At 64.8% G+C, this 21861-nt stretch carries 27 protein-coding genes; 14 read left to right on the top strand and 13 right to left on the bottom strand.

From position 1 onward, the window contains the following. Positions 1 to 104: 104 nt before the first annotated feature. From SH584_RS12205 to SH584_RS12185, 5 genes are all read left to right on the top strand, one after another. Positions 105 to 1196 carry a potassium channel family protein gene (locus tag SH584_RS12205; RefSeq protein ID WP_324807430.1) on the top strand — a complete coding sequence of 364 codons (1092 nt, stop codon included), beginning with the start codon at positions 105 to 107 and terminating at the stop codon, positions 1194 to 1196. 53 nt (positions 1197 to 1249) lie between these two features. Continuing rightward, the gene (gene rimO, locus SH584_RS12200; RefSeq protein ID WP_324807428.1) at positions 1250 to 2599 is read left to right on the top strand and encodes a 30S ribosomal protein S12 methylthiotransferase RimO; all 1350 of its coding nucleotides are present in this window, start codon (positions 1250 to 1252) and stop codon (positions 2597 to 2599) included. A gap of 46 nt (positions 2600 to 2645) precedes the next feature. Beyond that, positions 2646 to 4037 (top strand): leucyl aminopeptidase family protein, encoded by a 1392-nt coding sequence (locus SH584_RS12195; RefSeq protein WP_324807426.1) that lies wholly within the window; start codon positions 2646 to 2648, stop codon positions 4035 to 4037. Between the two features lie 148 nt (positions 4038 to 4185). Then, positions 4186 to 4539 carry a MarR family transcriptional regulator gene (locus SH584_RS12190; RefSeq protein ID WP_416222257.1) on the top strand — a complete coding sequence of 118 codons (354 nt, stop codon included), beginning with the start codon at positions 4186 to 4188 and terminating at the stop codon, positions 4537 to 4539. After that, positions 4475 to 4840 (top strand): SH3 domain-containing protein, encoded by a 366-nt coding sequence (locus SH584_RS12185; RefSeq protein ID WP_324807422.1) that lies wholly within the window; start codon positions 4475 to 4477, stop codon positions 4838 to 4840. Before SH584_RS12190 ends, SH584_RS12185 begins: the two co-directional genes overlap by 65 nt. On the opposite strand, the gene mltG is transcribed toward SH584_RS12185, so the two are convergent. From mltG to SH584_RS12170, 3 genes are all read right to left on the bottom strand, one after another. After that, on the bottom strand, positions 4841 to 5806 hold the full coding sequence (mltG, locus tag SH584_RS12180; RefSeq protein WP_322840905.1) for an endolytic transglycosylase MltG: 966 nt from the start codon (positions 5804 to 5806) through the stop codon (positions 4841 to 4843). 4 nt (positions 5807 to 5810) lie between these two features. Then, a complete protein-coding gene (fabF, locus tag SH584_RS12175; protein WP_324807419.1) occupies positions 5811 to 7073 on the bottom strand; it encodes a beta-ketoacyl-ACP synthase II in 1263 nt (420 codons plus the stop codon). A gap of 136 nt (positions 7074 to 7209) precedes the next feature. Continuing rightward, on the bottom strand, positions 7210 to 7446 hold the full coding sequence (locus SH584_RS12170; protein WP_322840907.1) for an acyl carrier protein: 237 nt from the start codon (positions 7444 to 7446) through the stop codon (positions 7210 to 7212). 87 nt (positions 7447 to 7533) lie between these two features. Between SH584_RS12170 and SH584_RS12165 the strand changes: the two genes are divergently transcribed. Continuing rightward, the gene (locus tag SH584_RS12165) at positions 7534 to 7989 is read left to right on the top strand and encodes a vgr related protein (RefSeq protein ID WP_324807416.1); all 456 of its coding nucleotides are present in this window, start codon (positions 7534 to 7536) and stop codon (positions 7987 to 7989) included. On the opposite strand, the gene grpE is transcribed toward SH584_RS12165, so the two are convergent. Together grpE and hrcA are read right to left on the bottom strand one after the other, a co-directional pair. Beyond that, positions 7986 to 8534, bottom strand: coding sequence for a nucleotide exchange factor GrpE (gene grpE / locus SH584_RS12160; protein WP_322840909.1), 549 nt, complete (start codon positions 8532 to 8534; stop codon positions 7986 to 7988). The two genes, SH584_RS12165 and grpE, sit on opposite strands and share 4 nt — an antisense overlap. Continuing rightward, positions 8531 to 9562: a heat-inducible transcriptional repressor HrcA gene (hrcA, locus tag SH584_RS12155; protein ID WP_324807414.1), complete on the bottom strand. Its 1032-nt coding sequence runs from the start codon at positions 9560 to 9562 to the stop codon at positions 8531 to 8533. Before hrcA ends, grpE begins: the two co-directional genes overlap by 4 nt. An 82-nt stretch (positions 9563 to 9644) precedes the next feature. On the opposite strand from hrcA, the gene rph reads away from it, so the two are divergent. Together rph and rdgB are read left to right on the top strand one after the other, a co-directional pair. Further along, positions 9645 to 10361, top strand: a complete 717-nt coding sequence (rph, locus tag SH584_RS12150; RefSeq protein WP_324807412.1) for a ribonuclease PH — start codon at positions 9645 to 9647, stop codon at positions 10359 to 10361. Next, entirely contained in the window at positions 10358 to 10963 is a 606-nt protein-coding gene (rdgB, locus tag SH584_RS12145) for an RdgB/HAM1 family non-canonical purine NTP pyrophosphatase (RefSeq protein WP_324807410.1), read from the top strand. The genes rph and rdgB overlap by 4 nt, the downstream gene beginning before the upstream one ends. Here the strand turns inward: rdgB and SH584_RS12140 are convergent. Continuing rightward, positions 10960 to 11517, bottom strand: a complete 558-nt coding sequence (locus SH584_RS12140; protein ID WP_324807408.1) for a CAP domain-containing protein — start codon at positions 11515 to 11517, stop codon at positions 10960 to 10962. The two genes, rdgB and SH584_RS12140, sit on opposite strands and share 4 nt — an antisense overlap. Between SH584_RS12140 and hemW the strand changes: the two genes are divergently transcribed. After that, entirely contained in the window at positions 11516 to 12694 is a 1179-nt protein-coding gene (gene hemW, locus SH584_RS12135) for a radical SAM family heme chaperone HemW (RefSeq protein WP_324807406.1), read from the top strand. The two genes, SH584_RS12140 and hemW, sit on opposite strands and share 2 nt — an antisense overlap. Here hemW and SH584_RS12130 read toward each other — a convergent pair. Continuing rightward, positions 12691 to 13848 carry a penicillin-binding protein activator gene (locus SH584_RS12130; protein ID WP_324807404.1) on the bottom strand — a complete coding sequence of 386 codons (1158 nt, stop codon included), beginning with the start codon at positions 13846 to 13848 and terminating at the stop codon, positions 12691 to 12693. The two genes, hemW and SH584_RS12130, sit on opposite strands and share 4 nt — an antisense overlap. Before the next feature lie 16 nt (positions 13849 to 13864). Here SH584_RS12130 and rsmI point away from each other — a divergent pair, with 16 nt between their 5' ends. Genes rsmI through SH584_RS12110 form a run of 4 tightly spaced genes read left to right on the top strand, consistent with a single transcriptional unit; the run spans position 13865 to position 16662 of the window. After that, positions 13865 to 14704, top strand: a complete 840-nt coding sequence (gene rsmI, locus SH584_RS12125; RefSeq protein ID WP_324807402.1) for a 16S rRNA (cytidine(1402)-2'-O)-methyltransferase — start codon at positions 13865 to 13867, stop codon at positions 14702 to 14704. Then, a complete protein-coding gene (locus SH584_RS12120; RefSeq protein WP_324809565.1) occupies positions 14701 to 15051 on the top strand; it encodes a YraN family protein in 351 nt (116 codons plus the stop codon). Before rsmI ends, SH584_RS12120 begins: the two co-directional genes overlap by 4 nt. A 31-nt stretch (positions 15052 to 15082) precedes the next feature. Further along, positions 15083 to 16033 (top strand): glutathione synthase, encoded by a 951-nt coding sequence (gshB, locus tag SH584_RS12115; protein ID WP_324807400.1) that lies wholly within the window; start codon positions 15083 to 15085, stop codon positions 16031 to 16033. After that, positions 16030 to 16662, top strand: coding sequence for a DedA family protein (locus SH584_RS12110; protein WP_324807398.1), 633 nt, complete (start codon positions 16030 to 16032; stop codon positions 16660 to 16662). Before gshB ends, SH584_RS12110 begins: the two co-directional genes overlap by 4 nt. Positions 16663 to 16664: 2 nt before the next feature. Here SH584_RS12110 and SH584_RS12105 read toward each other — a convergent pair whose 3' ends face one another. Genes SH584_RS12105 through fsa form a run of 3 tightly spaced genes read right to left on the bottom strand, consistent with a single transcriptional unit; the run spans position 16665 to position 18834 of the window. Next, positions 16665 to 17597 (bottom strand): tyrosine recombinase XerC, encoded by a 933-nt coding sequence (locus SH584_RS12105; protein WP_324807396.1) that lies wholly within the window; start codon positions 17595 to 17597, stop codon positions 16665 to 16667. Next, positions 17579 to 18142, bottom strand: a complete 564-nt coding sequence (locus SH584_RS12100; RefSeq protein WP_324807394.1) for a DUF484 family protein — start codon at positions 18140 to 18142, stop codon at positions 17579 to 17581. Before SH584_RS12100 ends, SH584_RS12105 begins: the two co-directional genes overlap by 19 nt. A 38-nt stretch (positions 18143 to 18180) precedes the next feature. Further along, positions 18181 to 18834, bottom strand: coding sequence for a fructose-6-phosphate aldolase (gene fsa, locus SH584_RS12095; protein WP_322840920.1), 654 nt, complete (start codon positions 18832 to 18834; stop codon positions 18181 to 18183). A 93-nt stretch (positions 18835 to 18927) separates the two neighbouring features. Here fsa and SH584_RS12090 point away from each other — a divergent pair, with 93 nt between their 5' ends. Then, entirely contained in the window at positions 18928 to 19692 is a 765-nt protein-coding gene (locus SH584_RS12090; protein WP_324807392.1) for an enoyl-CoA hydratase-related protein, read from the top strand. Here the strand turns inward: SH584_RS12090 and SH584_RS12085 are convergent. From SH584_RS12085 to SH584_RS12075, 3 genes are read right to left on the bottom strand one after another with little or no spacing between them, the layout of a single operon-like run. Beyond that, a complete protein-coding gene (locus SH584_RS12085; RefSeq protein WP_324807390.1) occupies positions 19689 to 20075 on the bottom strand; it encodes a TadE/TadG family type IV pilus assembly protein in 387 nt (128 codons plus the stop codon). The two genes, SH584_RS12090 and SH584_RS12085, sit on opposite strands and share 4 nt — an antisense overlap. Beyond that, positions 20072 to 20530 carry a TadE/TadG family type IV pilus assembly protein gene (locus SH584_RS12080; protein ID WP_322840923.1) on the bottom strand — a complete coding sequence of 153 codons (459 nt, stop codon included), beginning with the start codon at positions 20528 to 20530 and terminating at the stop codon, positions 20072 to 20074. The genes SH584_RS12085 and SH584_RS12080 overlap by 4 nt, the downstream gene beginning before the upstream one ends. Beyond that, complete coding sequence (locus SH584_RS12075) at positions 20530 to 21840, bottom strand: pilus assembly protein TadG-related protein (RefSeq protein ID WP_324807388.1); 1311 nt, start codon at positions 21838 to 21840, stop codon at positions 20530 to 20532. The genes SH584_RS12080 and SH584_RS12075 overlap by 1 nt, the downstream gene beginning before the upstream one ends. Positions 21841 to 21861 lie beyond the last annotated feature (21 nt).

Raw genomic sequence — 21861 nt, 5'->3', positions numbered from 1 at the left:
CATTTACCACTGTGCTGCTGGAGTTCGAGCGGCCTTTACCGGCGCAATCCGGCATAAGCCAGCGCGCAATCCGATTGTCTTTGGCGGAACAGTTGGCCTAGCTCATGGCTTGCACCGTCGCAGCCGTCGAAAAGGGAAGCACGTTGGGACTGGAAAAATGGTCGTCCGACCCGGCGCATCCGCTCCTGCACCGCCGGTCGTCGCTATCGGCATGGTCGCAACTGGCGATCCGGATCGGAATCGTCTTTGCGCTCCTGGGCCTGATCGTCGCCGTCCACTGGTTCGAGCGTGACAGCTTCAAGGACAGTTACGACGGCAAGGTCAGCTTCGTCGACGTTATCTACTTCACGATGATCAGCGCGACCACGACCGGCTACGGCGATATCGTGCCGATCAGCGACCGGGCGCGGCTGTTCGACGCGCTGATCGTCAGCCCGATCCGGATTTTCCTCATCCTGATCCTTGCAGGCACCGCCTACACCTTCGTCATCAAGAAAAGCTGGGACCGTTGGCTCATGACCCGACTGCAGAACGCGCTTTCCGACCACATCATCGTTGCCGGATATGGCACGACCGGATCCGAAGCGGTCGACGAACTGATCGAGCGCGGCACCGATCCGAAGCGGATCGTCGTGATCGACCCGCAAGCCGGCGCGCTGGCGAAGGCCGAGGCGTGCGGGTGCGCGGTGCTCATGGCCGATGCGACGCGGGACACGACGATGCAGTCGGTGCGCATCGATCGGGCGCGGATGATCATCGTCTCGGCGGGCCGCGACGATACGTCGATCCTGATCTGCCTTACGGCCCGTCACCTCTCGCCCGACTTGCCCATCTCCGTGTCGGTAAAGGCCGAGGACAATGAATTTCCGGCACGCGCAGCGGGTGCCAATTGCGTCATAAATCCGACCAGCTTCGCCGGCCTGCTGCTGGCGGGGTCGGTCGAGGGGAACGGAATCGCCGACTATATGGCCGATCTCGCCTCGGCCAGCGGCCGCGTCCGACTCCACGAGCGCGAGATCGAACATTTTGAAGTCGGCAAGTCGCTGGCCGATGCCGCGGTCGGTGTCGGCTTGCGGATCTGGCGAAACGGCAAGCCGATCGGCTTCTGGGAGGAAGGCGCGAAGGCGCTTCAGACAGGCGACCGGGTGATCGAGATCATCCCGACCTTCGGCAAGGACGGGGTCGCACCCGCCTGACCAAGCGCCGCCTCGCTTTTGCCGCGAACTCGCGCTAAGGGCGGCAGCTTCCCATGGCTACCATTCTCCCCACCCCGCCGCGTGTCGGCATGGTCTCGCTCGGCTGTCCCAAGGCGCTGGTCGATTCCGAACGAATCCTGACGAAGCTTCGCGCCGACGGCTACGAGCTGTCGCCCGATTACGCCGGCGCCGACGTCGTGCTGGTCAACACCTGCGGCTTCCTCGACAGCGCCAAGGCCGAGAGCCTCGAGGCGATCGGCGAGGCAATCGCCGAGAACGGCCGAGTGGTCGTCACCGGCTGTATGGGCAATGACGCCGACCTGATCCGCGAGCGCTTTCCGGCGGTTCTCGCGATCACCGGCCCGCAGCAATATGAAGCGGTGGTCGAAGCGGTGCACGAAGCGGCGCCGCCGGTGCCCTCACCCTATCTCGATCTGGTGCCGGAAGCCGGGCTGAAGCTGACCCCGCGCCACTACAGCTATCTGAAGATCTCGGAGGGCTGCAATCACCGCTGCTCCTTCTGCATCATTCCGTCGATCCGCGGCGACCTCGTCAGCCGCCGGCCCGATGCGATCCTGCGCGAAGCCGAGAAGCTCGTCGCGGCGGGCACGAAGGAATTGCTGGTGATCAGCCAGGACACCTCGGCCTACGGTGTCGACATGAAGTTCGGCTCCTGGCCGTGGCGCCCGCGCAACGGCGAGCCGACCGAGGTACGCGCCCACATGACTGACCTGTCGCGGGAGCTAGGCAAGCTTGGCGCGTGGGTTCGACTGCATTACGTCTACCCCTACCCACACGTGGACTCGGTCATTCCGCTGATGGCCGAAGGCTTGGTGCTGCCCTACCTCGATATCCCCTTCCAGCATGTCAGCCCGAAGATCCTGAAGTCGATGCGCCGTCCCGCCAACGAGGCGCGCGTGCTCGAGCGGATTGCCGGCTGGCGCTCGGTGTGCCCCGACATCGCCATCCGCTCCAGCTTCGTGGTCGGCTTCCCGGGCGAGACCGAGGAAGACTTCCAGTATCTGCTCGACTGGCTGACCGAGGCGCGCCTCGACCGCGTCGGCGCCTTCCGCTTCGAACCCGTCCAGGGCGCCGCCGCCAATGCCCTGCCCGACCCGGTGCCCGAAGAGGTCAAGGAAGAGCGCTACGCTCGGATCATGGAACTCACCGCGCAAATTTCGACGGAGAAGCTCGCTGAAAAGGTCGGACGGACGATCGACGTGCTGATCGACGCGGTCGATGCGGACGAAGGCGGCGCGACCGGACGGTCGAAGGCCGACGCGCCCGAGATCGACGGCGAAGTCCATCTTCGCGATGCCGGGCACCTGTCACCGGGAGACATCGTCCGGGTCGTGGTCGAGGATAGCGATGAGCATGATCTGTTCGGAGCGCTCGCGAACTGAGCGAGGCGCATTGTCGAGGACTGCCCACTCCCGCTAGGACGGAGGCATGACCGACTTCGCCTCGCTGCTTCAGCCCGACCGCGGACAATCCGCGCGCACGATCCACCTTGTCGACAAGGCCGGGTTCGAAGATTGGCTGAAGCGCCAGCCGCCCGAGCGACGCGCGCTGCTCGAAGCCATGCGCTTCGACGGGAAGTCCGAGGGACAGTACGCGATCCTTCCCGTGGCGCGCGAAGATTTCGAGGTCGTCACGGTTCGATCGACGAAATCCCTCACTCCGTGGTGCCTTGCGCGGGCTGGCGGGAGCCTGCCTAAGGGCACGTACCGCTTGGCCGAGGGCCAACCCGGCCTCGCCGCCATCGGCTGGCTCCTCGCCCAGCATCGCTTCGACCGGTACAAGACGAGCCCGGGACCGGACTCCGGCGCCGCCGTGCTGCTGTCGGGCGAAGCGGCCCTGGTGGACCACCACGTCAATCTCGCCAGCGCTACCGCCCAGGTGCGCGACCGGGTCGATACGCCCGCCTCGGACCTTGGACCAGAACAGTTGGAGGCTGCGCTGCTCGCGCTGGCCGACGAGTTCGGCGCGGCCGCGACTGTCACGAAGGGCGACGCGCTCGATCAAGGCTATCCGATGATCGCAGCTGTCGGCCAGGGCGCCGCCCGAGACCGACAGCCGCGCCTGCTCGAACTGGTCTGGGGACGCGAAGACTCACCGCGCGTCGCGATCGTCGGCAAGGGCGTCTGCTTCGACAGCGGAGGCCTCGACATCAAGCCGGCCAGCGGCATGCGCCTAATGAAGAAGGACATGGGTGGAGCCGCCCATGCCCTGTCGCTGGCATGGCTCGTGATGCGCGAGCGGCTACCCGTGCGCCTTCACCTGCTGATCCCGGCGGTTGAGAACAGCGTATCGGCCAATGCCTTCCGCCCCGGCGACGTGCTGACCAGCCGCAAGGGCCTGACGGTCGAGGTGGACAATACCGACGCTGAGGGCCGTCTCGTGCTTAGCGATGCGTTGACGCGGGCGGTGGAGGAGAAGCCCGAACTCATCTTGGACTTCGCGACCCTGACCGGTGCCGCGCGCGTGGCGCTCGGTCCCGATTTGCCTGCGATGTTCGCCAACGATGATCCCTTGGCCGCCGCGCTCGAAAGAGCGGCGCGCGACGTTCACGATCCCCTTTGGCGGATGCCGCTATGGGATGGATACGACGAGATGTTGAAGTCCGATCTGGCGGACATCGCCAACGCAGCGGATTCGCCGATGGCTGGAGCCGTCACCGCTGCCCTATTCCTCCGCCGCTTCGTGCCGACGGAAATTCCGTGGGCTCATTTCGACACCTTCGCGTGGCGGCCAGTGCCCCGGCCCGGACGCCCGAAAGGCGGAGAAGCGCTGGGTTTACGCGCCGCATTCGCGATGCTCGAAGCGCGATACAAGGCGTAACGGAGCCGCATCGACCGGCGAAACTCGTAGGAAATTTCCTGTCATCAACGCGGGTTAACGCAACTAAACGGCCCCTGTTCGGTTATCTCCGCCAAGACGCGAATTTGGAGATTCCGGACCAATGGGCGAGGCTTCGCTAACAGGATGGATGCGCGCGCTGATCGGATACGTCCGTTCAGGCGAGCCCGACCTGACCAACCGCCAGATGGCATTGCTCATGCTGGTCTATCTCACCCCTGGGCCGCACACCGTCCGCGGACTGGCCCGAGTGCTCGGCGTTTCGAAGCCGGTCGTCACACGCGCCTTGAATACATTGGGCGGCCTCGGCTATCTCCGCCGCGAACGTGACCAGGACGACCGTCGCAACGTGTTCGTCGTGCGCACCAACAATGGGGCCGATTTCCTTGAAGGGTTTAAACGTTACGTCCGCGCCGACGATGGCGGCGAAGGCCGTGGGATCATCGCCCAGCGGTCCAAGGAACCCGCTTTCGCCAACGGTTGAGGGTTTCGCCCTGGCTGGCGTCTCGGACCTGCCCGACCCCGCCACGCATGCCTACCGCAAGGATCTTGCCGATACCTCGCTCGCTGGCCGGGTGATCGCCTCGCATTATGCGGAGCCGCTCGTCCGTACGCTCGCCACCGCGACGCCGCTGTATGAGGATGGGGCGGACGATTCTGCCGTCGCGGGCGAACTAGCCGCAGGTGAACAATTTCAGATGCTCGACTGCAGTCGCGGATGGGCCTGGGGATATGCGGCAAGCGGCCGCGTCGGTTACGTGCCTGCCTCGGTCATCGCCGGCTGATCACATTTCCCCGCGCGACCGGCGCAGGGCGTACCATTTTGCGACGTTGGCATTGTGCTGTTGCAGGGTGTCCGCAAACACGTGGCCGCCGGTCCCGTCTGCCACGAAATACAGAGCTTTCGTCGGCGCGGGATCGAGGACTGCCGCGATGCTCTCGCGCCCGGGATTGGCGATCGGTCCCGCCGGCAGCCCCACCTCGCGATAGGTGTTGTAGCCGGTAATCGAGTTCAACTCCGACCGAAGGATCCGTCGGCCGAGCGGCTTTCCCTTGGTGATCGGGTAGATGACGGTCGGGTCGGCATCGAGCTTCATTCCGATCTTCAGCCGGTTGCAGTACACCCCGGCCACCGTGCGGCGTTCGGACGGCTTGCTCGTTTCCTTTTCGACGATTGATGCCAGCGTCACGGCCTCTTGCGGCGTGTTCACGGGGCAGGCCGGCTTTCGCTTCGCCCACAAGACTGCCAGTTCCTTGTCCATCGCGTCGGTCATGCGTTTGAGCACGGCGGCCCGCGCTTCGCCACGTTCATAGGTGTAGCTGTCGGGCAAAACTCGCCCCTCCGCCGGAAGCGGCGCCGGACCCGTCGCGAAGGGCATCGCCGCCAGCCGTTCCTGGACCAGCACCGCGGGCATTCCCTCCGGGATCGTCAGGAGCCGCTGGACGGGACGCCCATGCTGCAGCAGGTCGAGAATTGCCGCCGGGCTGGACCCCGCAGGAATGTCGAATTCGCCCGCTTGGACAGGGTCACCGCCGCCAAGAAATTTTGCGAAGGCGCGGAAGGTCGTCGCATCGCCTCGGATCAGCTTCGCCTGCTCAAGTTTCTTCGCAACGGCGGCGACCGACGATCCCTGCTCGACCAGCAGCGGCTGCGGCTTGTCGGTCGGTCCGGCACGGAACCACAACAACCACGTCAGGACCGCCACTGCGCCGAGCGCAAAGCCGATCAGCCAGGCGAGCCGCCGAAGCACGGCGTCAGTCGACCTTCTTCATCACCAGGCTGGCGTTGGTCCCACCAAAGCCGAAGCTGTTGTTGAGCACTGCCCGCACTTCGCGCTTCTTGGCGGTGTGCGGCACGAGATCGACACCCGCCGTGCCTTCGCTCGGATTGTCGAGGTTGAGCGTCGGCGGCACGACCTGGTCGCGCAGCGCGAGGATGCAGAAAATGCTTTCCACGGCCCCTGCACCGCCGAGAAGATGGCCGATCGCCGACTTGGTCGAACTCATCGACACATTGTCGATCGCTTCCCCGAACAACTTGCGAACCGCACCCAACTCAAGCTCGTCACCGAGCGGGGTCGAGGTGCCATGCGCGTTGATGTAGTCGATGTCGTCCGGCGACAGGCCCGCCTTCTTAAGCGCCATCGCCATCGAGCGAAACGCGCCCGATCCTTCGGGGTGCGGTGCGGTCACGTGATAGGCATCGCCCGAGAGCCCGTAGCCGACCACTTCAGCATAAATCTTCGCTCCGCGCGCCTTGGCGTGCTCATATTCCTCCAGCACGACGACGCCGGCGCCCTCGCCCATGACGAAGCCGTCACGGTCTTTGTCATAGGGTCGCGAGGCTTTTTCGGGCTGGTCGTTAAACGCGGTCGACAGCGCGCGCGCCTGGGCGAATCCAGCGATACCGATCGGGCAGATCGTCGCCTCGGCGCCGCCCGCAAGCATGATGTCGGCGTCATCGTCACGGATCATCCGCGCCGCGTCACCGATCGAATGGGCTCCCGTCGAGCAAGCCGTCACGACGGCATGGTTGGGTCCCATCAGCCCGTACTTGATGCTGACCTGGCCAGAGATGAGGTTGATCAACCGTCCGTGGACAAAGTGCGGCGAGACCCGGCTCGGCCCCTTTTCGGCAAGAACCAGCGATTCCTTTTCGATACCCGGAAGGCCGCCGATTCCCGACCCGATCGAGCAACCCGCGCGCAAACGCACTTCCTCGGTCATGTCAGTCAGGCCGGCGTCCTCGATCGCCTGTCCGGCAGCGTCGATGCCATAGACGATGAACGGGTCGACCTGGCGCTGGACCTTGTGGTCGACGCGCTTGTCGGGATCGAAGCCATACTCGTGGTCGGCGGGCTTCACCTCACAGGCGATGCGGCACTTCTGATCGCTGGCGTCGAAGCGCGTGATCGGGCCAGCGCCCGACTTCCCCGCCAGAATGTTCGACCAGACGGTCTCGACGTCGGCGCCCAACGGCGTGACCAAACCAAGACCCGTTACAACCACTCGCCGCATCGGCATCCTCCGAATAGCAAAACAGGCTCAAGACCCCTGCGGGCTGAGCCTGTCGAAGCCCCGTTTCCGCCCTCTGTCGCGCCGAAGCGCAAACCGCCCTTCGACAGGCTTGAGGGCAGACGGTATGGTGGGCGAATTAGCCCTTGTTGCTGTCGATGTAGACGATCGCGTCCTTGACGGTGGCGATCTTCTCGGCGGCGTCGTCGGGAATTTCGACACCGAATTCTTCTTCGAACGCCATCACCAGCTCGACAATGTCGAGGCTGTCCGCGCCCAGATCATCGATGAAGCTCGCTTCCTCGGTGACCTTCTCGGCTTCGACGCCGAGATGTTCGACGACGATCTTCTTTACCCGATCGGCGGTCTCGCTCATGTGGATTTCCTTCCCGTTGAATTTTGCGATGCCCTAGCCGCCCCCGCGCCACTGGGCAAGCACCCTTCGCGACCCTACGTAGCGGCCATGAATTTGGCGCGTAACCTGACAGCCGGCGAAGTCGAACTCGCCCGAAGCATCTTTGGCAATTCGATCGACTACGACCAAGTATGCATGGTCCGCGGCAAGTGGTGGCCGTTCCAGCCGCGCGGCATCGTCATGGCGCCGACCGGCAACATTCATTTCCACCCCGACAGCGACTTGTATCGCGACGACTTTTCGACCGCGCCGCTTAGCCTGCAGGGACTGTTCGTCCATGAGATGACGCACGTCTGGCAGACACAGAAAAGCGGCCGCTGGTACCTGCCGCTGATGCGGCATCCCTTTTGCCGTTACGGCTACACCCTCCAGGAAGGCCGCAGGTTCGAACGCTACGGCCTCGAGCAGCAGGCGGAACTGGTCCGCCATCGCTTCATGGCCGATCGCGGCTTCAAACTGGCGCAGGCTCCCGACCGGAGCCTGCTGCCCTTCGATATGGGCTAACCCGCCTTCGCCACCGACACGAGGGCCGGGCGAAGCAGGCGGTCCTTGAGGACGTACCCCGACTGCATTTCCTCGACGATCGTGCCGGGCTCGGCCTGGTCGGTCGCGACCTCGATCATCGCCTGGTGACGGTTCGGGTCGAGCGGAAGTCCCTTGGCGGCGACACGCTCGATGCCGTTGCGGCCGAAGATGGAATCGATTTCGCGTAAGGTAGTTTCGATGCCTTCGACGAAGCTCTTCAGCTTCTCATCGGCGCGCGCCGCTTCGGGTACGTGCGATAGAGCGCGGTCGAGGTGGTCGCGAACGCTGAGCATATCGCGGGCGAAACCGGTGACGGCGTATGTCGACGCCTGCTGCTTTTCGGCCTCGAGCCGACGGCGGACGTTCTGCGTGTCGGCGGCGGCGTAAAGCGCCTTGTTCTTCGCTTCCTCCAGCTGGCGCTCGAGTTCCGCCACGCGATCATGCTCGGCCAGTTCGGGGGCGTCGGCGGCGGTCTCTTCGCGGATCGCTTCGGCGTCGTCGTGCAAATTCTTGTCGTCGATCATTTCATATATCTCGTCAGGGCTTGGGCTGTGAAATCCACCATGGGGACGACCCGCGCATAGTTCAATCGCGTCGGGCCGATAACCCCGACCACGCCGACTACGCGACCGTCGCTTCCACGATAGGGGGCAGCGATGACCGAGGAGCCCGACAAAGCGAACATCCGGTTCTCGCTGCCGATGAAAATTCGGCACCCCTGCCCTTCACGCGCGGCGTCGAGCAGGCGGGCGATTTCCTGCCGGTCCTCCAACTCATCGAGAAGTCGGCGAACGCGTTCCAAGTCGGCGGCGGTCGCCTCGTCGATCAGATTGGCCTGACCGCGAACGATCAGCACCGGGCGCTGCGCCTGGTCCTCGCTCCAGTCCGCAAGGCCTTTCGCGACCAGTTCGGCTGCAACGATGTCGACCGCTTCACGCCGTTCGGCCATTTCGGTTCGCAGCCGTGCTTCCGCTTCGGGCAGCGTCAGCCCCGACAGCCGAGCGGTGACGTAATTGGCCACTTCGGACAGACCAATAGCGCTGGCGCCAGGCGGCAGTGGCACGACGCGGTTCTCGACGCTGCCGTCGACACCGACCAACACGGCGAGAGCGCGCGAAGCGTCGAGCGGAACGAAACTCAGTTGCTTCAGCCGGATCTCCGCCTTGGGCGCGAGCACCACACCGGCGCAGGCCGACAGGCCCGACAGCGTGGCCGTCGCCGCCGCCAAGGCCTCCTCGACGGGTCGGTCGGTCAGTTGCGCTTCGATTGCCGCCCTTTCGCGTGCCGGCGGAAGACCGCCGTGCATGATCCCGTCGACGAACAGGCGAAGCCCGGTCTCGGTCGGAATTCGTCCCGCGGACGTATGCGGATGGCTCAGCAGGCCGCGCTCCTCCAGCGCCTGCATCACCCCGCGGATCGACGCGGGCGACAGGCTCAGCGACTGGCTGATCGTCTTCGACCCGACCGGCTGACCGCGATCGAGGTAGGCCTCGACCACCAGCCGGAAGATGTCGCGCATGCGGTTGGAAAGATCGCCGATCGGCTCGCTCATGCTGGCCCATGTAGGGGTCGCGGTTGGAAAACGGAACCGCCGGGCCTAAGGCGCTGCCAACCAACATTTCACGGAGAATGATATGCGCCCCAGCGGCCGCACCCCCGACCAGATGCGCGACCTGACATTCGAGCCAGGCTTCACCAAGCATGCCGAAGGCGCCTGCCTCGTCAGCTTTGGCGATACACGCGTGCTGGTCACTGCCAGCGTCGAGGAAAAGGTGCCGCCATTCCTTCGCGGCAAGGGTTCCGGCTGGGTGACCGCTGAATATGGGATGCTGCCCCGCGCCACCCACACTCGCGGAAATCGTGAAGCCGCCAAGGGCAAGCAATCGGGCCGGACCCAGGAAATCCAGCGTCTGATCGGGCGCAGCCTCCGCGCGGTCGTTGATCTGAAGGCGCTTGGGGAGCGGCAGATCGTGATCGATTGCGACGTCATCCAGGCGGACGGCGGGACCCGCACGGCGTCCATCTCGGGCGCCTGGGTGGCGCTTCGCATCGCGATCGACAAGCTGATGGCATCGGGCGCGCTTGCGACCGACCCGATCACCACGCAGGTCGCGGCGGTGTCTTGCGGCATCCATGACGGCACGCCAGTTCTCGACTTGGATTATATCGAGGACAGCAATGCGCATTCGGACGGCAATTTCGTGCTGACCGGCGACGGCAACATCGTCGAGGCGCAATTGACCGCCGAGGGTGCGACCTTCGACGAGGAAGCATTGCTCCGCCTGCTCCGCCTTGCCAAGATCGGCTGCAAGGACATCTTCGCGGCCCAGCTGAAAGCGACCGGCCGGTGAAGGCAATCGGGCCCAAGCTGGTCATCGCGACCCATAACGCAGGCAAGCTTCGCGAGATTCGCGACCTGCTCGCGCCGCACGGGATCGAATGCGTCGGCGCGGCCGAGCTCGACCTGCCCGAGCCCGAGGAAACCGGCGTCACGTTCGTCGACAATGCCGAGCTGAAGGCTCGCTCATCCGCCGATCTGACGGGGCTTCCCGCGCTCGCTGACGACAGCGGCCTCAGTGTCGATGCACTCCACGGACGCCCCGGTATTCATTCGGCGCGTTGGGCCGAGGACGAGGCGGGCAATCGCGACTTTGGGCGCGCGATGGAGCGGGTGTGGAACGAGGTCGAGGCCGAAGGACCCGACGCTGGCCATGACGCGCATTTCGTCTGCGCGCTCTCGCTCGCCTGGCCCGATGGGACGGTCGAAAGCTTCGAAGGCAAGGTGCACGGCACGCTGGTCTGGCCGCCGCGTGGCACCAATGGCTTCGGCTATGACGCGATGTTCGTCGCGGCCGGCATGTACCGGACCTTCGGCGAGATCGACCCCGCCGAGAAGCACCGCATCAGCCACCGCGCCGATGCCTTTGCCAAGCTGGTCGACGCGATCGACTAGGGCAGCTGGATTCCGGGCATGTTCCCGCGCGGCGAGTAGCGGCAGACGAGAAAGTCGTCGGTCGCGTTCGCCGCGGTCCCGCATCCTACCCGCGTCGTCGTCGGCCAGATGACCTGCTTGTAATGGCCGACGTCGCTCCATTTGCCCGTTCGACTGACGTTGGGGAAGGCGCCCGCGCGGAAGTCGCGGCGTTCGTTGATCATCTGCCCGATCATCGTCGCGTAGGAAAAGCCGGTGCGCGTCCCCATCCAGATATTCTCACCCTGCAGCCGTCGCCGTTCGGGACGCGGGTCATGGCGGAACACCCGGGTGCGCGCCATCTCGGCGGCATAAACGGTCGCATCGGCCGCAAGCGCCGGATCCCACACCAGGGCCGCCGCCCCGACCGCAGACCGTGCGTCGTTGTGTGCTTTCATCATCGTGGCCTTCAGCAAGGCCGCTCCACGCGGCTGGGGCCGTCGGTCGACCCAGGGCATGTCGATGCGATGCGGAGGGGCCGCGACGCTGGCGGCTGGAAGGATGACGGCCATCGCCGTAAGGAGCTTCGCGATCATGGCCACCACCGCTACCCTTGCCCGCCTTAACGCGGGCCAAACGCAAGCGCCCCCGCTCGCACTCTACGTTCACTGGCCGTTTTGCGTCTCGAAATGCCCCTATTGCGACTTTAACAGTCACGTTCGTGAGTCCGTCGACCAGCAACATTGGCGCGACGCCCTGTTGAGGGACCTTGCTCACGAAGCGGCGCTGCTCCCCGGTCATCGCCTGACTTCGATCTTTTTCGGCGGCGGCACTCCCTCGCTGATGCCGCCGGCCACGGTGGAAGCAGTGATCAGCGCAGCGCGAGGATATTGGCCCGCCGACGACGATATCGAGATCACGCTGGAGGCAAATCCGAACAGCGCCGAGGCCGAACGGTTCGCCGATCTGGCGCGAGCGGGCGTGAACCGGATCAGCCTTGGCCTTCAGAGCTTTGATGACGCCAGCCTCGCGTTCCTCGGTCGCGCCCATTCCGCTTCGGAGGGGCAGCGCGCTCTTGAGGCTGCCCAGTCAGCGGTCAACCGTGTCAGCTTCGACCTCATCTATGCGCTCCCCGGTGACGATGAGCGTCGCTGGTCGGCGGCGCTCGAACGCGCGCTCGCGCTCGGGACCGAGCATCTTTCGCTCTACCAGCTGACGGTCGAGCCCGGCACGCGCTTTGCCTCGATGGTTGCGCGCCGAGAGTTCGATCCGCTCGATCCCGACCTTGGCGCGGACCTGTTCGATCTCACCCAGGATCGCACCGCCGCCGCCGGCCTGCCCGCCTACGAAATTTCGAACCACGCCCGTCCCGGACGTGAGAGCCGGCACAATCTCGCCTATTGGCGCTACCTCGATTACGCCGGCGTGGGTCCCGGTGCGCATGGGCGGCGATTGGGCCAGCGCACCGTGCGTCATCGCAAGCCGGAAAACTTCCTCTCCGCGATCGCGCGCAACGGGCACGGACTGAGCGAGGAGGCGATGCTGACTCCTAGCGAAGCGGCGGACGAAGCGCTTGTCATGGGCCTGCGTTTGGCCGAGGGCATCGACCCCGCTGCCCTCGCCAGACGCGTTGGTGTGAAGCGATTGGTGGACGAAGAAGCGGTGCAGGCCATGGTCACGCGCGGCTTGCTCGCGACCGATGGCCCCATCCTGCGGACGACCCGGACCGGGCGCCTGCTGCTCGATTCGGTACTCGCGCAGATCGCCGCCTAGAACGCCGCGGAGGCTGGCGACACCACGATCGACCCGTTCGCGGTTACCTGCCGAACCTCGAGCAAGCGCTCCGCGACGCCGTTACGACCGAAGCGAAACGACCCGTCGACGCCGCCGAAGCCGTCGCGTTCGATCAGCTTTCGCGCAGGGAACGGACGACCGATCGGCCAGTCGCGCGCGCTCCGCACCGCCAGGAGCACCGCGTCATATCCAAGGCTAGCCAGTCGGTACGGCGTCTTGCCGTAACGAGCGCGATAGCGAGTCGCCATTCGATCGAATTGCACATCGGGCGCGGCCGCAAACCAGGCACCGCGAAGCGCCGGCGTCCGCCCCAGCGTCTTGTCGTTGGCCCAAAGCTCGGTTCCGATCCGCCGCGGTCCGACCTTGACCGCTGCTCCGGCAGCGGCCGCGACCCTGCCCGCGTCGGCGATCAGGACCGCGTCGAATGCGCCGCGCGCGTTAAGGTTTCGCCCAGCAACGCCAGCGGCGGCGGGCGTGCGATTGAAATTCTCGATCGCGGCGACTGACCCACCGTGCCGCCGGACTGCGCCCAACAGCGCCTGCGCGGCGCGCTGCCCGTAAAGCCCGGTCGGCACCAGCGCGGCGAAGCGCGCCGACCCGCGTCCCCGCGCAAAGGCGACCGCGCGGTTGATCGACTGGTCGGGCGACAGGCCCATGACGAACACACCGTTGCCCGCCGCGCTGCTATCATTGGTGAAGGCGATCACGGGCACGTCGGCGCGCCGGGCGACCGGGGCGGCGGCGCGGACGTCCTCCGCCAGCAAGGGTCCAAGGATTAGCCGGTTGCCGTCGGCGATCGCTCTGTTCGCGGCCGCCGCCGCGCCGCCCGCCGCGGCGCTATCATAGACGCTGAGCCGAATGGTCTTGTCCCCCGTTTCGGCGAGCGCAAGCCGGGCAGCATTGGCGATCGAGGTTCCCACCGGACCATCGGACCCGCTGATCGGCACGATCACCGCGACGCCATTCTTCGGCGTCTCGCCCGGCGGAAGCGGCAGCACCGGACCGGGCAGCGGCCCGGACGGCGGTGGCGGTCCTTGACGACCCGTCTGGCACCCCGCCAGCGCCAATGCCGCTCCGGCAAGGCCAAGCAGGATCGCGCGGCGCGCTTGCGTGTTCGTCAGCGATGATGCCATGCGTTGGCCTGCCTTTATGAAATCGTCCTTGTCCCCCGGCCTCTACATCGTCGCCACGCCGATCGGCAATCTCGGCGACATCACCGCGCGCGCCGCCGACGTGCTGCGCGGCGTCGATCGCATCCTTGCCGAAGATAGGCGCGTGACTGCGAAGCTTCTCGCCCACCTTGGAGCCACCGCGCCGATGTCGGTCTATCACGACCATAGCGATGCCGCGCTTCGCGACCGCCTGGTGTCCGAAATGGCGGGCCAGTCGATTGCGCTCGTCAGCGATGCCGGAACCCCGCTAATCTCCGATCCCGGCTACAAGCTGGTGCGCGCCGCGCGGGAGGCAGGGATCGACGTCCACACCCTCCCCGGCGCCTGTGCCGCCGTCGCCGCGCTCACCTTGGCGGGCCTTCCGACCGATCGCTTTCTCTTCCTCGGCTTCCTGCCGGCCAAGGCCAAGGCGCGTAGCGACGCGATTGCCGACGTGGCGTCAATCCGTGCCAGCCTGGTGCTTTACGAAAGCGGCCCGCGCACCGCCGACGCGCTCGCAGCGCTTGCCGAGGGCCTCGGCGACCGCGATGCCGCGGTGGTCCGTGAAATCAGCAAGCTCCACGAGGAGACGGTGACGGGCACGCTCGGCGATCTTGCCCAGCGATTTGCATCGAGCCCGCCGCGGGGCGAGATCGTCATCGTCGTTGGTCCTCCCGCCGAGCGTGCCGCAGCCAGCGACGCCGACCTGGATGAGGCGCTCCGCGACGCTCTTGCCAGCATGACGCCGTCGCGGGCTGCGGCAGCGGTTTCGACGTCGCTCAATATTCCACGCAAGCGCGCTTACGCCCGCGCCCTCGAAATTGGGCAAGACGGCTGAGGCGACGGCTCGCCGAGGCTCGCGGTCGGCGTGCCGAGACCATCGCCGCATGGTGGCTGCGGCTTCATGGCTGGCGCATCGTGGCGCAGCGGGCGCGCGTGCCGGGCGGCGAAGTTGATCTGGTTGCACGGCGGGGACGGACGCTTGCCTTCGTCGAGGTCAAGCAACGGCAAAGCGAGGAGGCTTCTGCCATGTCGCTCGATCGTCATCGGCTGAGGCGGGTCGCGGTCGCCGCCGAGCGGCTGGCGCCCCGATATGCGAAGGCGGACGACACCATAAGGATCGACGCGCTGTTCATCGTCCCCGGTCGCCTGCCTCGCCACCTGACCAATGTCTGGCACGGGTGACAAATCCCGCCCCTTCTTTTAGGCGCCCGACATGAGCCTTCGTGTCGCCGTCCAGATGGATCCGCTCGAATCGATCGGCATTGCCGGCGATTCGACCTTCGCCCTCATGCTGTCGGCGCAAGCGCGCGGGCATCGCCTGTACCACTATCTGGCCGAGGACCTCGGCTATGAGGACGGCCGCGTCTCCGCGCTGGCCCGCGCGGTAACGGTGCAGGCGGTCCAGGGCAATCACTTCACCGCCGCCGAGCCGGCGGCCATCGATTTGGTCGACGACGTCGACGTGGTGCTGATGCGCCAAGATCCGCCGTTCGACATCGGCTACATCACTGCGACATACCTGCTCGAACGGATTGCGGACCAGACGCTGGTCGTGAACGATCCTCGCTCGGTCCGCGACGCGCCGGAGAAGCTGTTCGTCCTCGACTTCTCGCACTTCATGCCGCCGACGCTGATCACGCGATCGCTGTCCGATCTTAAGGTCTTCCACGCCAAGCATGGCGAGATCGTCCTCAAGCCGTTGCATGGCAATGCCGGCGCCGCCGTCTTTCGGATCGGGCGCGACGGACAGAATCTCGCCGCGCTTGCCGAACTGTTCGGGCAGGTTTGGCGCGAACCCTACATTGCGCAGGCCTTCCTTCCGGCCGTGGCCGAGGGAGACAAGCGCATCGTCCTCGTCGACGGCGAGGTTGCCGGCGCAATCAATCGCAAACCAGGTGCGGGCGAAATCCGCTCCAACCTGGCCGCTGGCGGTACCGCCCACGCGACCCAGCTCAGCGATCGCGAGCGCGAAATCTGCGATGCGCTGGGGCCGGAGTTGAAGGCGCGCGGCCTGCTGTTCGTCGGCATCGACGTGATCGGCGGACACCTCACCGAAATCAACGTCACCTCGCCCACCGGGATCGTCGCGATCGACCAATTCGATGGGAGCGATACGCCGGGCATGATCTGGGACGCGATCGAACGAAAAGTCGCGTCGCGATGACCAACTGGATCGTCGATCTGATCGACAAGACCGGATATCTCGGCATTGCCTTCCTGATGTTCCTGGAAACGGTCTTCCCGCCGATTCCGTCCGAAATCATCATGTCGATCGCGGGCGTGGCGGCGGGCCAGGGCAAGCTTCATTATGGGCTGGTTGTCGCCGCGGGCACCGCCGGCGCGATGCTGGGCAATATCCTTTGGTATCTCGCCGCGCGCGCACTCGGCATCCAGCGGCTCGAACCGATCATTCGTCGCTGGGGTCGGTGGATTACGATGAACTGGGCCGAGGTGAAGCGCGCCGAACGCTGGTTTGCCGACCATGGCACCTTTTTCGTCTTTATCGGCCGACTGCTGCCTACGGTGCGCAGCCTCGTCTCGATTCCGGCAGGCCTGCTCAAGATGCGATTCAAGAATTTCCTGTGGGCCTCGACGCTCGGCACTGCAGGGTGGACCGCCCTCCTGGCGGCGGCGGGATATAAGCTCGGCGAGGAATATGCCGATATCGACAAGCTGCTTGGTCCGGCCTCCAGCGCAATCCTCGGTGCGCTCGTGCTGGGCTACATCTACCGCGTGTGGACCCATCGCGACATGCCGGTCGACGCCGACGACGGCGAAAACAAGAATTCCTGAACTCAGGCGCGCGGATGCGCGTGACGGTAGACGTCGAGCAAGCGCCCCGCATCAACCTCGGTGTAGATCTGGGTTGACGACAGGCTGGCATGCCCCAGCAATTCCTGAAGCGACCGCAAGTCAGCGCCGCGCGCAAGCAGGTGAGTCGCGAAGCTATGGCGAAGGGCGTGCGGTGTCACGCTGTCGGGAAGCCCCAACCGCGAGCGCGCCCCACGCACCGCGCGGCGAACCAGATCGGCGTTGAGCGGCCCGCCCTTCGCCCCAACGAACATCGGCGTATCGCCAGACAGCGGATAGGGACATAGCGCAGCATAGCCCTGAATCGCATCGCGCACCGCGGGGACGAGCGGGACGATCCGCGTCTTCGATCGCTTGCCAGTCACTCGCATCGCTTGGCCGAGCGGAAGCACGCGCGCGGTAAGGCTCATGGCTTCGGAAACGCGAAGACCAGCACCGTAGAGCAAGAGCAGAATCGCGGTGTCGCGGGCCGCAAGCCAATCATTCGGCGCCCCTGCCCCCGCCTCTTCGGCAAGGGCGACGGCGTCTTCCGGCGATGCAGGGCGCGGCAAGGTCCTCGGTCGCTTCGGTGCTCGCGTTCTTGGCAGTTGCGGTTCGTTGCCGGCATCTTCGGCGGCGAAGGTCAGGAAGGCGCGCACTGCCGACATCTCACGCGCAGCCGACGAGGCGCCCAGCCCGCTTTGGCGTCGGTCGGCCAAAAAGGCGCGAAGGTCGACCGCCGCAACGTTGAGCAGCGAGAAACGCCCGATCTCTTCGCCGCGATACTCGCCGAGAAACTGGATGAAGCGATGCGCGGTGGCGACATAGGCGCGCACGGTATGGGGGCTGCGGCGGCGATCGTGCGCCAGATAGCCGTCCCAGCGCTGGGCCAGTGCCCGCGCGGGGTGTTCCGACAAGGTTAGCGGTCGATCAGCCACCGACGCAGCATAGCGCCAAGACTGTCGGCAAGGAATCCCAGCAATTGCGCGCCGTGACGCGCGTCGAGCGACGCTGCATCGCGCTGTCCGAGCATCAGCAATCCATAAGGAAGCGGCGCTTCGGCCGCCATTTGAAGCAGCGCTTCGGAACGGATGCCATCTGCCGCGGCGCCGAACAGCGCATGGCCGCGCGTAACAGTGCGCATTGTAATCGGTTCGAGGCTGGCGATCGCGCGATCGACGATCCGCGCTTCGATATGCTCGATCCCGCCGCCGTGGACTCGAAAGCCCTGCCCGTCCGCAACGATGGCCATCCCGACCGAGTCGAGCCCCAGCATCCGCGGCCATTGCGACGTGACCACGTCGAACAGTTCGTCGAGGTCGTCGGCATCCATCAACGACAGCACCGCAGCGTGAATCGCGGCCGTCGCGCCCGAATGGCCGCGCGCGAAGGCGATCAGATCTTCGTTCGCGCTTTCGGCGGCACCCAGGCGATCGCGCAGCGACGCGACGGCCCGTTCCTCGAATGAAATCAACTGTCCCATGCCGCGCAGCCTAGCGCGACACGGTTAATAATCCGCCCTCAGCCGATCTTCTGCCCGGTCGCTTCCCAATCCTTCAGGAAGGCGGCGATGCCATTGTCCGTCAGCGGGTGCTTGAACATCTGCTTGATGATCGCGGGTGGCGCGGTCATCACGTCGGCACCCAGCTTGGCCGAGTCATGGACGTGAATCGGGCTGCGGACGCTGGCGACCAGAATCTGCGTCGCGAAATCGTAATTGTCGTAGATGATCCGGATGTCGGAAATCAGCTCCATGCCCGGATAGCCGATATCGTCGTGACGTCCGACGAACGGAGAAATGAAAGTCGCACCCGACTTCGCCGCCAGCAGCGCCTGATTGGCCGAGAAGCAAAGCGTCACGTTGACCATCGTGCCGTCGTCGCTCAGCGCCTTGCAGGTCTTGAGGCCATCGACCGTTAGCGGCACCTTGATCGCGATGTTGTCGGCCAGCCGGCGGAGAGTCTCTGCCTCGCGCATCATTCCGTCATGGTCGAGTGCAACGACCTCGGCCGAAATCGGACCCGGGCAGATGCCGGCAATTTCCTTGACGACTTCGATGAAGTCGCGGCCCGACTTCTTGATCAGCGACGGGTTGGTAGTTACCCCGTCGAGCAGGCCGATGTCGGCCAATTCCTTGATGTCAGCAATCTCGGCGGTGTCGGCAAAGAATTTCATGGCAATCGGCCCCTGCGGTTTGCGTCACATTTGCTCCCCCCTAGCCGCCCGGTGCATCAAGGTCACCCGATTCGGGATGGTGGAGAGCAGGCGATGAGCGAGAATATCCTGATCGAGCGACGCGGCGCGCAACTGGCGCTGACCCTGACACGACCCGAACGGCGCAACGCAATCACCGTCGCCATGTATGCGGCGCTGGCCGACGCGATCGAAAGCGCGGCGACCGATCCGACCATCCGACTGGTCACGCTCGAGGGTCAGGGCGAGGACTTCACCGCGGGCAACGACCTTGGCGATTTCCTGAAGGAAATGCCGGCTCCGGGTACCGATGCGGACATTCCGGTGTGGCGGTTGCTTCGAGCGCTCGCGGCGAATGAAGTGCCATTGGTGGCGGCGGTCCACGGCAATGCCGTCGGCATCGGGACGACTCTGCTTTTTCACTGCGACCTCGTCCTTGCCGAGGAAGGCAGTCGCTTCGTGATGCCGTTCGTCGATCTGGGACTCGTACCTGAGGCCGCGAGCTCACTGTTGATGCCGCGACTGTCGGGTCGGCGCCGCGCCGCGCGATACCTGCTGCTTGGCGAACCGTTCGGCGCGCAGGAGGCGGTCGACATGGGACTTGCCAGTCACGCGGTGCCCAAGGGCGAACTTAAGGCGCGGCTCGATGCCGTGGTCGCCTCGATGCTCGCCAAGCCTGCCGAGGCACTGCGGCAGACGCAGGCCCTGCTACGCCGCGAGGATCGCGCCGAGGTGCTGGAGCGGATGGAAATGGAAAATGGTCACTTCAGCGAGCGATTGTCGAGCGACGAAGTGAAGCAGGCGATCGCCAACTTCTTTGCCGCGCGCGCCGCGCGTTAGGACGCGACCCACACCCGCTTGGTACGGCTGACGCTGATTGTCGGCCCGGGTACGAAGATCAGGTCGGTCGGCTGCGTGTAGGTCACCTGCAGATCGAGGTATCCGGTCCCAACGACGGGATCGGTAACACGGAAGGTGCCAGGGCGGATCCCGAACACCTTGGCTTCGATCAGCGTTTTCACGTCCGCCGTCGGCGGCTTTGGATACAAGGTTGCATAACGCGCGCCTTCACCAAGCGCGTGTTGCATACCCGACATCGCGCGGAACATCAGGCCAAACTGAAAGATCGCCCAGACCATCATCAAGAAAATGGGCAATGCAAATGCGAGTTCGATTGCGGTGGCACCCCGGGGATCGCGGAGAAGACGGGAAAGGCGCATCATTGTGTCCTCAATCCCGACGTAGAACTCAGGTGGTAGGTCCCGTCGGCATTGATGCCGAGAAACTTCACCGGAAACATCGGAGTATATTTATCGTTCGCCGTCACAAGCAGGTATCGCGATTCCCGTTCGGTTGCCGCGCATTCAGAGGAATATAGGGCCTGCTTCACCTCGTTGCATTCCAACTGGTAGGTCACTGTTACTGCGCTCGTGTCGATCCCGGCTTGCGCTGCAGCTTCGCCCTTGATGACGTCCTCTGCAGTTGCTTCCAGCGTAGTCTGCATGACTTTTTCGACGGCACGCTGCGTGGCCTGTTCAAGGGCCAACTTGCGTCCGAATGCGTTGCTCAGGTCCACGACGCCGACGATCATGGTGGCAAGGACGGGGGCCATGATGGCGAGTTCAATGGTCGCCACCCCGCGCCGATCGTTCCGCAGGGATGAGAGGAAACGCTTCATTACCCGACCAGCCGAATGCGCTGGCCACCTTGGATGGGCGGAGGACCATTGGCGCCGCATTCTGTGCTCAACTTGAACTTCGAGTTTCCGCTGAACGAGACGCGTTTGCCAATCACTTGCATGCACGAACCGGTCGTGCCCCCGCCACCGTTGTACTTCAGCGATCGACCCGGAGTGTAGATCGCTCCTGTGATCGATGCGTCACTGTTGCCGTTCACGAAATTCTGCGCCGTCGAGTATTGGTTGTCGTCGGTCGCTCGGCGATCCTGATAGAACGCTACGCCCTTGTAAGTGCCCGACGATGGAGCAGAGACGCTGACCTCGCCGCCATTCATCCTGAAGTTTCCAGTCGCAGCCGGATTGGACATGTTCGACAGAATGATGGTGCAGCTCGTGCAGATCAGCTTCGTCCCTGAGTCGTGCATCGTCAGATCGCCGCCGTTGACGACGTATGTTCCGCTGCCGAGGGTAAGCTTGCCTTTAATATCGAGGCCGCCGGTGATGCAGGTGACTTTGCCGGCGTCATCCCAACCGCTTCCCGACCTATCAATAGGATAATCCTGTTGTTTGTCGGAGATCGTAATCGTTTTGTCGCAGGTCGACGGAGTGGGTAACGCGGCAAGAGGATCGTCGATTGCTGGCGTCGCGGGCTCGTAGCTGCCGACCTGCCATTTATCCGATTTCGAACCCTGTACGCCGCCTGCGGCCATTAGCTTATTGGCTGTGAACGTCGAGCCATTTCCGACGTTTGTTGCGGCCTGATTTGGGTGAGTGGAATTCGACATACCAGAGCATTTGTCGAGATTGACGCTGGTGCTGCCGCCAATTTCAAGCGCCGTTACGTTGCGACGATCAAGCCCAAGCACGCACACTTCGGCGCTCGGAATCGCCGCGGCGGTAGCCCCGGCAATGATGTTGGGGGGCGATCGCATGAACATGGAACTGAAAGTCAGCTCGCGCTTCACCGCGAGTTGAACGTACACTTGCCGCTTCTTGTCGGTCGTGTCGGCCGGAAAGGTGATTTTAGGGTATCCGGTGATGAGATCGATGCCCGTGTGCTGGTTCAGCTCGAGATCGCGCGTGACGACGCCGCTGACGTTCGTCGTCTCGCCCGCTGCCCGCACGCGCTCATAGACCGCCGCCATCGCGGCCGAGTCCGCCGCGCGCTGCAACTGGCGCTTCCACAGGGCCCACTGGATCGTATCGGTCGCAAGGCCCGCCGATCCCACGACAAGCGGCAGCGTCACCGCACCGATCACCAGGATGTTCCCGCGATCGTCATTCCACAGCTTTTTGAGTGCCTTGAACATGGCTGAACCCCCGGTCGGTCG

The sequence above is a fragment of the Sphingomonas sp. LY29 genome (assembly GCF_035593985.1).
In the GTDB taxonomy this organism is placed as follows: Bacteria; Pseudomonadota; Alphaproteobacteria; order Sphingomonadales; family Sphingomonadaceae; genus Sphingomicrobium.
This window is presented reverse-complemented; position numbering and strand designations above follow the sequence as displayed.